This window comes from Brevibacillus brevis NBRC 100599 (assembly GCF_000010165.1).
GTDB classification, from domain to species: Bacteria; Bacillota; Bacilli; order Brevibacillales; family Brevibacillaceae; genus Brevibacillus; species Brevibacillus brevis_D.
In genome coordinates this window covers 2,442,065-2,455,741 of record NC_012491.1, presented here as the reverse complement: position 1 = coordinate 2,455,741, position 13,677 = coordinate 2,442,065, and the positions used below count along the sequence as shown (strand labels likewise).

11 protein-coding genes are annotated in these 13,677 nt (G+C 48.0%); 1 reads left to right on the top strand and 10 read right to left on the bottom strand.

Going from position 1 to position 13,677, the window contains the following annotated elements:
- Nucleotides 1–320 precede the first annotated feature (320 nt).
- The 7 genes from BBR47_RS12125 to BBR47_RS12095 all read right to left on the bottom strand — a co-directional run bounded on the left by BBR47_RS12125 (nt 321) and on the right by BBR47_RS12095 (nt 11,035).
- Nucleotides 321–2,474, bottom strand: a complete 2,154-nt coding sequence (locus tag BBR47_RS12125) for a copper amine oxidase N-terminal domain-containing protein (protein WP_012686065.1) — start codon at nt 2,472–2,474, stop codon at nt 321–323.
- Nucleotides 2,475–2,714: 240 nt separating this feature from the next.
- Nucleotides 2,715–4,052 carry a dihydrolipoamide acetyltransferase family protein gene (locus BBR47_RS12120; protein ID WP_012686064.1) on the bottom strand — a complete coding sequence of 446 codons (1,338 nt, stop codon included), beginning with the start codon at nt 4,050–4,052 and terminating at the stop codon, nt 2,715–2,717.
- Between the two features lie 20 nt (nt 4,053–4,072).
- Nucleotides 4,073–5,056 (bottom strand): alpha-ketoacid dehydrogenase subunit beta, encoded by a 984-nt coding sequence (locus BBR47_RS12115; protein WP_007720847.1) that lies wholly within the window; start codon nt 5,054–5,056, stop codon nt 4,073–4,075.
- Nucleotides 5,057–5,069: 13 nt separating this feature from the next.
- On the bottom strand, nt 5,070–6,062 hold the full coding sequence (locus BBR47_RS12110) for a thiamine pyrophosphate-dependent dehydrogenase E1 component subunit alpha (RefSeq protein ID WP_012686063.1): 993 nt from the start codon (nt 6,060–6,062) through the stop codon (nt 5,070–5,072).
- Between the two features lie 18 nt (nt 6,063–6,080).
- Entirely contained in the window at nt 6,081–7,502 is a 1,422-nt protein-coding gene (gene lpdA, locus BBR47_RS12105) for a dihydrolipoyl dehydrogenase (RefSeq protein ID WP_012686062.1), read from the bottom strand.
- 137 nt (nt 7,503–7,639) lie between these two features.
- Nucleotides 7,640–8,731, bottom strand: coding sequence for a Glu/Leu/Phe/Val dehydrogenase dimerization domain-containing protein (locus tag BBR47_RS12100; protein ID WP_012686061.1), 1,092 nt, complete (start codon nt 8,729–8,731; stop codon nt 7,640–7,642).
- A gap of 234 nt (nt 8,732–8,965) precedes the next feature.
- Complete coding sequence (locus BBR47_RS12095; protein WP_012686060.1) at nt 8,966–11,035, bottom strand: sigma 54-interacting transcriptional regulator; 2,070 nt, start codon at nt 11,033–11,035, stop codon at nt 8,966–8,968.
- A gap of 230 nt (nt 11,036–11,265) precedes the next feature.
- Here BBR47_RS12095 and BBR47_RS12090 point away from each other — a divergent pair, with 230 nt between their 5' ends.
- A complete protein-coding gene (locus tag BBR47_RS12090; RefSeq protein ID WP_007720834.1) occupies nt 11,266–11,526 on the top strand; it encodes a DUF2627 domain-containing protein in 261 nt (86 codons plus the stop codon).
- Here the strand turns inward: BBR47_RS12090 and BBR47_RS12085 are convergent.
- Genes BBR47_RS12085 through BBR47_RS12075 form a run of 3 tightly spaced genes read right to left on the bottom strand, consistent with a single transcriptional unit; the run spans nt 11,523 to nt 13,661 of the window.
- Complete coding sequence (locus tag BBR47_RS12085) at nt 11,523–12,446, bottom strand: UDP-N-acetylmuramyl pentapeptide phosphotransferase (protein ID WP_231850587.1); 924 nt, start codon at nt 12,444–12,446, stop codon at nt 11,523–11,525. The two genes, BBR47_RS12090 and BBR47_RS12085, sit on opposite strands and share 4 nt — an antisense overlap.
- Entirely contained in the window at nt 12,428–13,120 is a 693-nt protein-coding gene (locus BBR47_RS12080; RefSeq protein WP_012686058.1) for a glycosyltransferase family 2 protein, read from the bottom strand. Before BBR47_RS12080 ends, BBR47_RS12085 begins: the two co-directional genes overlap by 19 nt.
- Complete coding sequence (locus BBR47_RS12075; RefSeq protein ID WP_012686057.1) at nt 13,107–13,661, bottom strand: copper transporter; 555 nt, start codon at nt 13,659–13,661, stop codon at nt 13,107–13,109. Before BBR47_RS12075 ends, BBR47_RS12080 begins: the two co-directional genes overlap by 14 nt.
- Nucleotides 13,662–13,677 lie beyond the last annotated feature (16 nt).

The window sequence follows — 13,677 nt, the reverse complement described above, 5'->3', positions numbered from 1 at the left end:
TCATCCTTTTGTAAGTGGTTGTCTCATTGGCTGCAATTCGGTACAATTTCAGCATGGGCAAAAAAAGAAAGCCAATGATATCCTTTTCTTCATTCTAGCACAGCCACTTACAGAATCACCTGATAATTTCCTCTACCTTGAAAGGAGGTTTGATTAGAATGAGACACCAATCGCTCTTTGCCAAAATCCTGATCGGCATTCTAATACTCTCACTCATCGTTCCCACGTTTTTTTACTTTCAATAAACGAGTGATAAAACAATGAAAACCCCTTTCCGACCAAAAAGCGGAAAGGGGTTTTTCTTTTGTCCTAGCTCGTTTTTATTTATAAACGTATACGCTGGAAGTTTTCGCATCCCAGCCAACTTTGTAACCAAGATTATCCGTTACTGTGCGGATTGGAATCATTGGCATGCCGTTTTTGAGGACAACAGGTGTTGGCAGTTGAATATCTGTTTTCCCTACTTTTGCTGTTTTCGACCCAACTGTAAACTTCACGACTTTGGTTCCACTGATAACAGCAACACTTGAATTGTTCCATTGCGTAGTCAGTGCCAGTGCTTCTTTAAAGAATTGAGCTGGAACCATGGTCGTATTTCCATCAATGTAAGGAGCTACAGAGAGAGGATACGTTTTTCCATGCAGGGTGAAGTTTGCTGCATTCACTTTAAAGGCAGCCGAGTTCATTGGAATAGTAGTCGATGGTTGTTGCGGCTGTTGTGGTGTTGTCGTTACAGGCTTTGTTTGAGCCGGGGTAGGCATTCCTACACCAACAATACGAGAAAACAACAAACCTCTTTCTTCGGACGTAAATACGCTAATGCTATATGTGTTTTTCACAGCAGGGTTTACGATGTTCGCTGCTGGATTGATCACGATGTTAGCGTTTGTTGCCGCAGGAATATCCTGAGACGGATAAATCAGAACGTTTTGTCCACGAACGGCAACGAAATTCGAACCTACACCATTCACAGAGATGTTAGCTGGCGCGATATAAGCCGGTACCTTGTAGCCCACTGGGAATACGATCTCGATGAAATCACGCTGCTTTTGCAGACCAACACCCATTCCTTTGATTGCTACATTCACACCCGTCTGCTTGCCAAGTGCATTTTGTGTCAATGCGATGGTTGCGGTGCTATTGTTAACACCAGTATTTGGTGTAGGTACTGGAGTTGTTGGGTTAGTAGGCGTCGGATTGGTTGGCGTCGGGGTCACCGAAGAGCCACCGATGCTGAAGGATTTGGATTCCAAAGTTCTTCCGGAAACAGTAGCCTTCAACGTGTAGCTGCCAGCCGTTTTTGGATTCGAAATCCACGCTCCGTAAGTAACTTCAACCTTCACTTTGCTAGTCGCTTTGAAGCCTGTTGGTGCAACCAAGGCGACTCTATTTCCGACTGCAGTTGCTTTCCTCGCTGCTTTCCCGTTGATCAAGAAGTCGGATGCTGTCAAAATGCCCGGTACCATATCCGACGACGGGAACTCAAGAATCAATTCTCCATCTTCTTTCAACTCTTTGCTGCCGAAGTCAGCATCAAACGTGTAGCTAGTGCGAGCTCCTACTCCTGGATCAGACAGATTAACCGTAAAGCTGTCAGAAGCGTTTGAGCTGGAGCCGTTTTTCGTAATTTCGAATGTGTCTGACTCATATGTCGTACCATCGTATTTCACTTTGATAACATATTTGTCACCGGAACTTGGATTCTCAATGCCAGCAGCTTTGTCAAATTCCAACGTAATGTAATCATCTGAGTCTGCTCCACTCGGAATCTTGATATCTACCGAGCTACCGCTAACACTAACGGATTTCGCTTTCGTACCGTTTACCTTTACATCGTCTTCATCAATGCTCGAAGGCAGCATGCCTTTCTCTGGGAAAGTGACGGTAATGGTGGAGTTCGTCTCCAGCTCATCGCTACCCTTCAGAGAAATTTTGCCGAGCTTGAGGCTTACTTTATCGCCTGCTGCTTTGCTGCTCAGCGTAACGCTGTAATCGTTTTTAGACTTACTACTGCTGCTGGAGCTGCTTTTTTTGATCTCAACTTCGTCTGTGTCAGAGCTCTCATTTTCGGTTTCTACTTTTACATCATATGTACCTTTATCATCAGGATTGGTGATCCCGTTTTTAATGGTAAATGAGATTTTATCTCCTTCATCAAAATCCTCATCCACCGTGATGATCACTTCATTGTCATCCACTTCAACTTTTTTGACATCTATACCGGAAATATCTTTTTTACTGATCTTTTTATCCACATCGAAATCATCATCGAACTCAACTGTGATGGTATCTCCACTCGACAGGTCTTCTTCAAGCGTGAATTTAATATCATAGTCACTTTCTTTCCCAGCACCATCGTTGTCAGCTGATACATCCAATTTTTCAATAGCATATGCTTGCGGTACTGCAACAAAAGGTGTAGCTGCCAGCGCTGATGCCAGCACTATTGGTAGTGCTTTTTTACTTTTCTCCATGTTTTTCCTCCCATAATTACCGTTAATCTGGAAAACCCTCTAGCATGACGCTACCAGTCTACCACAAATGCTATCAGGTGGGAATCATTTCTATGTCATTTATGAGACTTCCTGGCTCCAATTGTTAAGACGAAGATGACTCGGAAAAAGTTACATACGAAATGATCCATTTGGAAAATTTTTTTGGTGATTCTTTTATCAAAAAAACCAGGTCTTTGCTTGACCTGGTTTTTCGACACTCTAGTACAGCTTTGTATCCGGTCCTACATTCTCAAGCTTTTGTTTCACACTCTGCAGGAATCGCCCGCAAACCAGACCATCCAGCACGCGGTGATCCAAGGACATGCACAGATTAACCATAGAACGCACTGCAATCATGTCGTTAATGACGACAGGGCGTTTCACAATGGATTCGACACTAAGAATCGCAGCTTGCGGAGCATTGATAATCGGCTGAGACAAAACAGAGCCAAAGGAGCCTGTGTTGTTAACCGTAAAGGTCCCGCCTGTCATGTCATCCATCGTCAATTTCCCTGCACGGGTGCGTGCTGCCAGATCATCGACTGCCTTCGCAATGCCAAGAATTGATTTTTGGTCAGCATGCTTGATGACAGGAACATAGAGAGCCTCTTCCGTAGCCACTGCGATGGAGATGTTGATGTCCTTTTTCACAATGATTTTGTCATGAGCCCATGTGGAATTGATCATCGGGAACTCTTTCAACGCTTCTACAACCGCTTTGATAAAGAACGGCAGGAACGTGAGGTTGAGTCCTTCTTTTCTCGCAAATTCGCCTTTTGCCTGATTACGGAAGTTAACGAGATTGGTCACATCTACTTCGACCATCGTCCAAGCGTGTGGAGCTTCATGCTTGCTCTGTACCATCCGGTTTGCAATCGTACGACGAATCGACGTTACAGGTACAACTTGATCACCACTTGCAACCGGAATATCTACGGAAACAGCAGAAGTCGTAGCAGGTGCTACCGGTGCAGGTGTTGAAACGACAGTAGCTTGTTCGACCGCCGCTACGGGAGCCTGCGCGACTGTTTCTTTTACTGTCTCAGCTGGCTTTTGGCCGCCCGCGTCGATAATCGCTTGGACATCTTTGCGGGTAATGCGACCGCCTGCTCCAGTCCCTACAACGCGGGACAAATCAATGCCATGTTGCTGTGAGAGCATGACAACAGCAGGTGAATAACGTTGTTTTGGACCATCAACGACTGGTGCTTGTTGAATAGATACAGCCGGTGTAGCTGCCTTTGGCTGCTCGGTTGCAGGCGTTTGTGGAGCCGGAGTTTCCGTCGTGCTAGCAGGCGTTGCAGTTCCACCTTCTGCACCACTTTCTTCTATATAGAGGATCAATGTGCCGACAGCGACTGTCTCGCCTTCTGGCACAACGATCTCCGTAACGCGTCCTGAAACGGTAGAAGGAACCTCTGCGTTTACTTTATCCGTCGTTACTTCAGCCAGTGAATCGTATTTCTTGACTGTGTCTCCTACATTGACCAACCATTTGCTGATGGTGCCCTCGGTCACGCTCTCTCCGAGCTGGGGCATTAGTACTTTCGTTGCCATGATCCTTGGTCCTCCTCGCCTTAAAAGTTGGCCAGCTCGCGCATTGCTTCCAATACTTTTTCCGGGTTCAGCATAAAGTATTTTTCCATCGGCGGGCTGTATGGCATAGCTGGTACATCTGGACCACAAAGACGTTTAATCGGTGCATCCAAATCGAACAGGCAATGCTCCGCTACAATAGCAGCTACCTCGCCGCCTACACCGCCTTCTTTGTTGTCCTCGTGTACGATCAATACTTTGCCTGTCTTCGAAGCCGCTTCTACGATCGCTTCTTTGTCCAACGGATACAGTGTGCGCAAATCGAGAACATGCGCGCTGATGCCTTCTTGTGCAAGCTTTTCCGCAGCTTGCAGAGCGAAGTGCAGAGTCAAGCCGTAGGAGATCACTGTGATGTCTGTCCCCTCTCGCTTGACGTCCGCTTTGCCAATCGGCAGCACATAGTCGTCCTCAGGCACTTCGCCCTTGATCAAACGATAGCAGCGCTTGTGCTCGAAAAAGAGTACCGGATCTTCATCGCGAATAGCTGCTTTCAGAAGACCTTTTGCATCATAAGGTGTCGAAGGTGCCACTACTTTCAAACCAGGAGTGTTCGTGAACATCGCTTCCACAGATTGCGAGTGGTAGAGTGCACCGTGAACCCCGCCACCGAATGGGGCACGAATCGTGATCGGGCAATGCCAGTCGTTGTTCGAACGATAGCGCATTTTCGCCGCCTCACTGACAATTTGGTTCACTGCTGGCATGATGAAGTCCGCAAACTGAATCTCTGCGATTGGGCGCATACCGTAAGCGGCCGCACCAATCCCTACACCGACAATTGCGGATTCAGCCAGTGGCGTATCAATCACGCGCTCCTCGCCAAACTCTTCAATCAATCCGTTTGTCGCACGGAAAACCCCACCGCGAACGCCAACGTCTTCTCCGAGGATAAACACGTTGGAATCACGCCGCATTTCTTCACGCATCGCCATTGTAATTGCATCAATAAAAGAAATGACTGCCATAAAAGATCCCCCCTTATTCCCCGTATACGTATGTCATAGTCGATTCTGGTGTTGGATATGGCGCGTTTTCTGCATATTCAGTGGCTTCATCCACTTCCAGTTGTACGCGAGCAAGCATATCTGCTTCCTTATGTTCATCCAAGAGTCCAATCTCTCTCAAATACTCAGCGAAAACAATCAACGGGTCCTTTTTCTTCGCTTCTTCCACTTCTTCTCTCGTACGATACACACGATCGTCATCGTCGCTAGAGTGCGGAACTAGGCGATACATAACGGCTTCGATCAGCGTCGGCCCTTGACCACTGCGGGCACGTTCAACCGCTTCTTTCATGACACGATATACTTCAATCGGATCGTTTCCGTCCACACTGACTCCCGGGAATCCGTAACCAATCGCACGGTCTGCTACACTTTCACAAGCCAACTGCTTTTTCAGTGGTACAGAGATCGCGTATTTGTTGTTTTCGCAGAAAAAGATAACCGGGAGCTTGTGGACACCCGCAAAGTTCGCACCTTCGTGGAAGTCTCCCTGGTTGCTGGAGCCTTCTCCGAACGAAGCATACACAACAAAATCTTCTTGCTTCATTCTACCCGCCAAAGCCATACCGACTGCGTGTGGGACTTGGGTCGTCACAGGGCTTGAACCCGTCAAAATATTGTACTTCTTGCCACCGAAGTGACCTGGCATCTGTCTACCACCGCTATTCGGATCTTCTGCTTTCGCAAAAGCGGACAACATACAATCACGGGCTGTTTGGCCAAAGACCAGCACCAAACCAAGATCGCGATAGTACGGGCACAAGAAATCTCTGTCTTTCTCCATGGCAAAAGCGGCTCCCACCTGAGCTGCTTCCTGCCCCTGGCAGGAAATCACGAACGGTACTTTGCCCGCACGATTCAACAGCCATTGGCGCTCGTCAATTTTTCTGGCCAATAGCATGTAATAATACATGTCAAGGACTTGCGCATCGGTCAATCCCACTTGCTCATGTCGCTTGGTTGTCATCGTTACATACCCTCCTTGCTAATTGTGTATCGCTTTTCCGTCGACAGCCTGAGCTGCCTCCATGATTGCTTCGGATAAAGATGGATGCGGGTGAATCGTCTGACCGATCTCCCACGGAGTCGCATCCAGTACACGGGCCAAGCCCGCTTCAGAAATCATATCTGTCACATGTGTACCGATCATGTGAACCCCTAACAAATCATTCGTCTTGGCATCAACGACCAACTTCACAAAGCCGTCATTCTCACCGTGAATCAGCGCTTTGCCCAGCGGCTTAAAGCTGAACTTGCCGATTTTCACATCGTAGCCTTGCTCTTTTGCTTCTTTTTCAGTGAGTCCGACATTTGCGACTTCAGGTCGGCTATACGTACATTTCGGAACCTTGGTGTAATCCATCGGGTGCGGGTTTTGTCCAGCCATGTGCTCTACCGCAAGTATTCCTTCATGCGAAGCAACATGCGCCAATTGCAGACCACCAATAACATCACCAATCGCATAAATATGGGGCTCTGCAGTCTGGAAAAATTCATTAACCACGACGACTCCGCGCTCGACTTTGATTTCTGTTGCTTCCAAACCGATGTTTTCTACATTCGCTTGGCGTCCTACTGATACGAGTACCTTTTCAGCTTCAAAGGTTTGGACTCCATCCTTGACTTCCGCCTGAATAGAGACTTTGCCTTCCCCTTTTTCCAACGATTCAGGCAGCACCTTTGCTCCCGTCACGATGTTGACTTTCCGCTTTTTCAAAAGACGAGCCAATTCCTTGCTCACTTCTTCATCCTCAAACGGCAATATACGGTCGGCGTACTCCACAACAGTCACTTCTACCCCGAAATCATTGAGCATGGAAGCCCACTCAATCCCGATGACACCGCCACCAACGATGACAACAGAAGCAGGCAATTGCTCCCACTGCAATGCTTCATCGCTAGTTACCACATAAGCTCCGTCGATGACCAAACCTGGAAGTGTGCGTGGACGTGAACCCGTTGCTAGCATTAGGAATCGTGGAACGATCATTTCTTGGTCCCCGTTTTCCTTTTCAATGCGCACAGCACCTGCCTGCGGAGAAAAAATGGAAGGCCCCATCACTCTTCCAAAGCCTTCAAAGACAGTAATGCTGCCTTTTTTCATCAAGTATTGAATCCCTTTATGAAGTTGGTCGATAATGCCCTGCTTACGCTCTTGTATTTTTGTGAAGTCATAGCCTACTGCACCTGCCGAGACTCCGTATTTGTCAGCTTCCTTCAGGGTGGAGAATACTTCTGCACTGCGCAATAGCGCTTTGGATGGGATGCAACCACGGTGTAAGCAAGTACCACCGAGCTTTTCTTTTTCCACGATTGCTACCTTCATTCCCAATTGGGAAGCGCGGATTGCCGCTACATAACCGCCGGTACCTCCCCCGAGGACGACTAAATCAAACTCTTGAGACACCACGATCTCTCCTTTCATTCGGAAAGCTAACCTGCGTATTAACGAGAATATGAATATTCAAAGAAAATCGTTTATGTATTCCTGACCGCCCTCCATCGAAGAGCGGACAGGAGTATGAACTTACTAGAGAAACGAGATTAGCGCTTGTAAACAGTCTTGCCGTTTTGCAGGAAAGTATTACGTGATCTTGCAACACTTGCAATGCGTTCTTCTGCCATGCGGTCAGCAGCTTTGTAGGAAGCCATGCCATCACGTTCAGCGATTTCGTAAATTTTCAGGATGTTGTCATAGATCGTTTCTACTTTTTTCAATGCACGCTCGCGGTTATAGCCTTGTAGCTCATCTGCCACATTGATTACACCACCAGCATTGATCACGTAGTCAGGTGCGTAGATCAGACCCATTTCGTGAATTTGGTCGCCGTGTTTCTCTTCTTTCAGCTGGTTGTTAGCTGCCCCTGCAATCACTTTTGCTTTGAAGAGCGGAATCGTGTCATCGTTGATGATCGCACCCAATGCGCAAGGAGAGAAGATATCGCACTCTACGCCAAAGATCTCGTTAACGCCAACGGCTTTCGCACCGAAATCGTTCACTGCGCGATCTACGTTTTCTTGATTGATATCCGTTACGATCAAATGCGCGCCTTCTTCATGCAGATGGCGGCACAGATTATACGCTACGTTTCCTACACCTTGTACAGCAATCACTCGTCCGGAGAGAGAGTCGGAACCAAACGCCAATTTAGCAGCAGCTTTCATTCCACGGTAGACACCGTAAGCTGTTACAGGGGATGGATTGCCACTGGAACCAAATGCAGGAGAAACTCCTGTTACGAAATCTGTTTCCAAGTGGATCATATCCATGTCTGCAACCGTTGTTCCTACATCCTCAGCTGTGATGTAACGGCCATTCAGACCTTGAATATAGCGACCGAAAGCACGGAACAGCTCTTCGCTCTTATGCTCGCGTGGATCACCGATGATGACTGCTTTACCACCACCGATGTTCAGTCCTGCTGCTGCGTTTTTGTAAGTCATCCCACGACCAAGGCGCAGTACGTCTACAATCGCCTCTTCTTCTGTTTTATACGGCCACATGCGCGTACCACCGAGTGCTGGTCCTAATGTCGTATCATGAATGCAAATGATTGCTTTCAAACCGGAATTTTCGTCTTGGCAAAATACCAATTGCTCGTAATCGTACTTTTGCATGTAGTCAAAGATGTTCACTGAAGAAACCTCCCTAGTATCTTTCGTTTTCCGCTTAGGTAAGCTGGCGTAACAGTGGGCTCCATTTGGAGAATTTCCCGACAAGAGGTATATGCAAAAGTCATGCCAACAAAACCAAACTTATGAAAGCGCTTTATTTACAAGGACGCGGAATGAGTGTCCCTACGTCAAGTCTGCATTTTTTTGCATATACGCGCAAAGATTTGCGTGCAATATTTTGCGTAGTCTCTTTTCTTACTCTTCCTGCACATCCATGATGCCCAATTTTTCCATCTTGTAGTACAAGCTGCGAATCGCGATTCCGAGGCGTTTGGCTGCAAGGGTGCGATTTCCTTTGGCTGCTGCCAGTTCCCGCAATATGTGCTGACGTTCTGCCTTTTCCACCGCTTCTTTTAACGTGGTGCCCGTGGAACCCTCCTGCGGGAGCTCTTCCTTTTTGGTCGAGACGATTCTTCTTTCCAGTGGAGGTAAATGCTCGGGCATAATGATTCGCTCGTTAATCCTCATATGAATCATCGCCCTGCCCAGTACATTCTCTAGCTCGCGTACATTGCCTGGCCAGTGATAGGACAGAAGCATCTGCAATGTTTCTTCATGCAGCTCCTCTACATTTCTTCCGTACTCCAGATTGGCTTTTCGTAGCAGATGCATAGCAATCGGCTTAATATCTTCCAAGCGCTGTCGGAGTGGAGGGATATGAATCGGTACGACGTGGAGACGATAGTACAGGTCTTCACGGAAACGTCCCGCTCCAATCGCAGCCTCCAAATTCACATGGGTAGCCGCAATGACGCGAACATCGATGTTGATCGGCTTCGTTCCACCGACTCGCACAACCTCGCGCTCTTGCAGAACGCGCAAAAGCATGACCTGCATGCTCATGGATAGCTCGCCGATCTCGTCCAAAAAGATGGTTCCGCCGCTCGCTTCCTCAAACAGCCCCCGCTTTCCTCCTCGACGGGCACCTGTAAACGCGCCTTCCTCGTAACCGAAAAGCTCACTCTCCAAGAGGCTCTCTGAGATCGCTGCACAATTAACCCGAATAAATTGGTTGTATTTTCGTTCACTTTCATTATGTATGGCGTGGGCAAACAGTTCTTTCCCCGTTCCCGATTCCCCACGAAGAAGGACAGTTGCTGGTGTGGACGCCGCCTTTTTGGCTTGCTCGATCGCTTGCTGCATGGATTCGCTATAGCCGATGATGTCTGCAAAGCTATATTTTGCCTCCAAATTGCGGATGATACGGCGAGCGCTCTCCAGCTCTTCTGTCAGGCGCTTGAATTCGGAGACATCGTGAATGACGCCAACGCTTCCTTTCATCTCCCCATCGACCACAACAGGTGCAACATTGACCACGACGTCCTTGCGCTTTGGTCCCAATTTCATAGGGACGCCTCTCACTGCCTTCTTCGTTTTCAGGACTTGCATGTGCATACTATCGCCTTCAGAAATGTCTACCGTCGCTGGTTTTCCGATAATGTCTTCTTGCGAAAAACCCGTAAGCCTCGTGTAGGCCGGGTTGATCAAAAGCCCATTCCCGTATTGGTCAACGACTGATATCGCTTCGTCCGATGATTGAATAATCGCTTGCAGCATGCTCTGCAAATCCTTCAAGTTCGTCACTTCTTCTGCCAACGCCATGATTTCTGTAATATCACGGAAAATGGCAACAGCTCCGACAACTTCCCCACGATCGTTGCGAACGGGCACGCGGTTTGTAATAATCCGCGTCTGGTTCGGCAATACCTGCTCTTGATTCAATTCGGGAGAGCCTGTCTTTAATACGATATGTAACCGAGTGTTCGGTATACGCTCCGAAACTTTTGTATCCAGCACTTCACTCGCCTCGATGCCCATCAATCGCTCTGCGGCTTTGTTGAACAACGTAATAATTCCTTGGCGATTGACCCCGATAATCGCATCATGCGTGGAGTTCAGCATCGTTTCCCGCTCCCGCTGATTTTGCATCAAGACTGCAATCAGCTTATCGCGTTCCCGAATCAATTTCATGACGATTCTCGTAAACGTTCCCGGGATGAGCACCGTCTTATCTTTCTTTAATCGCCTGAGATGCTCATACTCCCCCAGGTCCCCTGTAGCTTCTAAAATGACATCCAGATCCTCATCCAAATAAGGCTGATAATCCTGGTCGACAGGAATCCCCAATGATTGAGCGAGCAGTATGCCTGGGGCGTCAGGCCGCTGATCAACAACAGCAACGACTTGTAATCGGTCCATCTGGTTTAGCATCCGCAGGAGTGCTGTTCCACCACGTCCCGCACCAACGATGAGCAGCTTGTGCATGCGAGAGATCCCTCACTTTTTGAACAACCTCTTTACGATCCTACTGTTTACGATCTTACTCGTTACCATTGTACTCCAACAAACCGTTGATGGACAGGCGTTCTTCCCTAACGTGCGCTCGTTCGTGTGCAACAGGTACGGTGGACAAGGCTGTTGGCATTCGCTATGATGAAATGACCATACTGTGGTTGTTGTAGTTGTTTACGCATTCGAGAAAGGGGTGAAAACCCTTGGTATTTCAGAAAATCATTGCACTCTTAATTATGGTAATCCCGGCGGCAATCGCCATGTACGGAATCAAATTAATCCGTGACGCATTTTTTTATTCTGCCTCTCCGGATGTTGGATTTTTATGGGGAAAACTCATTTTAGGTATACTGGCTTTTGCTATCCCTGTATGGTTTATTGCCGGATTTATTCTCCATCATGAACGCAAAAAAAATCGCGTACAGCCCCGTTTCATGGTTCCTGAACCTGATGACGAGGACTAGACCAAACCGGACGAGCCAGTCTGGTTTTTTTTATTTTCAGCTTCTGTAACTCTCCCCCATTGATCGAGTCGTCGGAGCCAACTGACCTGTTCAATCACGCGGGAAAACGAGCAAAATTCTGCCGCAATCTGCATACACAGGAAAAGCACGAGCATACTCGCCTGAACATAAATCGGTGTCCCGATGACAAAGGAAAAGCCTGCTGCAAAACCCAAGGCATTCGCCCCTGTATCTCCGAGCATGATTTTGCCTCCAACGTCATGGGGAAACATGAGCATACTTGCAAGGAAGACAGGGATCAAAAAAATCCAGTTTGCCATCGCCGTACTGGCTCCTATTGTCCACAGGCCAAAAGCTCCTCCCAATGCTGTCAAGCACCAAAATACTTTAATCGCTCGTCCAGGCCGCAAATCAAACAAGTTAATGATATTGGGTGAGAGCGCAAGTAAACCAAAGGCAACAAAGCCTGCCCACAACGAATCCGCAAGAGATAGAGTGAGACAAAATGCCGTGCTTGTCCCTCCAATTAACTTCCACATCCCGCTGGTGATTCGCCTCTCTCGCCATAACACGCCAAAATGTCCACGAAAGCCTTTTGCATCTAGATCTGGTGCACGATCATCACGCCATCCCCAAAAGGCCATGGTGATCATACCTGTTAGAAATAATAAACCGTGCAGGAGAAGCTCGCTTTTGACCCCTCTGAGCAAAAATAGTCCGATCAGCACGATCCCTGTTATAACGCTCGAACACACGAGGATGAGCCCCCCTGCTGTCAGTACTGGCTCTCCTTCGAAATTAAACCGATTCATCCCCAGAGCTTTGAGCTTTTGCGTGCCGATTTTATACAGCGGACGGTCCAGCACCAGTGGAATAACGACCGCGACGAGCATCATGAGCATCATGATTTTCGTTTCCACGCTTGGCCCTCCCACCATTTCCAGCATAGCGTTCGGCTAATCGCGACAAACTCCTTCCCGCGATGACTGAAGCCTGCCCAATCGTTTTTCGTTTCACGATGCGAAAAAAAGACAGGGACCTCCGCTACACGATACCCTGCCCGCAAAGCATCGACAGTGAGCCCCACCTCTAGGCCAAATCCCTTATCCTGACTCCCCAATCGGTCAAGAAGCTCGCGACGTATTGCCCGTTGTCCCGATAAAGGTGCTTTTGCTTCAAAGCCTGTCAACATCCGGATGCCATGATGGGCCAAGCCTTTTGCTAATCCGAGACCTGCTTTCACTTGCGGAGGTGGCAGAACAGCTACCGCCATATCACAGACATCTTGTAGCACAGGCGTAAGCAAATGTGCTGCTTCTGCTGCGCTGTCTCGCAAATCACCGTCGAGAAGCATGACCACATCCCCACTGGCACACTTCCAGCCCAATTGAACAGCTGCACCTTTTCCTTGATTGCGCGATGCTCGAATCACCCTATCCGCCCACTTGCTTGCGATGTGTGCCGTCTCATCCTGACTGCCATCATCAACAACGATTAGTTCATCACAAAAAAAACGTTCACGGATGGCACGGAGTGTATCACCGATGGAAGCCTGTTCGTTGAACGCTGGGATGACGACGCTAACTTTTTTCACGTGAGCCCTTCCTCTCGGCCAATCTATTTTGCACTTGCTCCAAAAGTGCCCATTGTTTTGCAGGAGAGTCAGGCACATCTACGACATGTATCCAGGAATTCACCTGTTTTTCCCGTAGCCAAAGCGGGACTTGTCTTGCTACCACCAAAAGCACCCCATCTCCCCAATTATTACCCTCGTGATAAGAAATCACTTCCATGCCTACTGAATGCATCAGTTGCGTAATCTGTTCAGCAACGTTGCCATCCTCCTGCCAAACATACACCTTGCTTCCTGCAAGTTCATCCACATAGCGTATGCTCATGAGTTGGACGACTTCTTGGTTGCTGCGCGCAACTTCCTTCAGCAAACGATTTATTTGCTGCCTTAATTCATGGTTGCTTTTGAGAGCGCGATCGTACTTTGCTTCCATATTGGAAAGAATGCCTTTTGTTCCTTGTGTTATCCATGAATGGCCTGCGGTCCCTCCTAACAAGATACCTACCCCAAGTGCGACAAATATGGCAGCCAGTGATATCAAATGATAGCGGAAGGGTATCATGTCTACCTCCATGAAG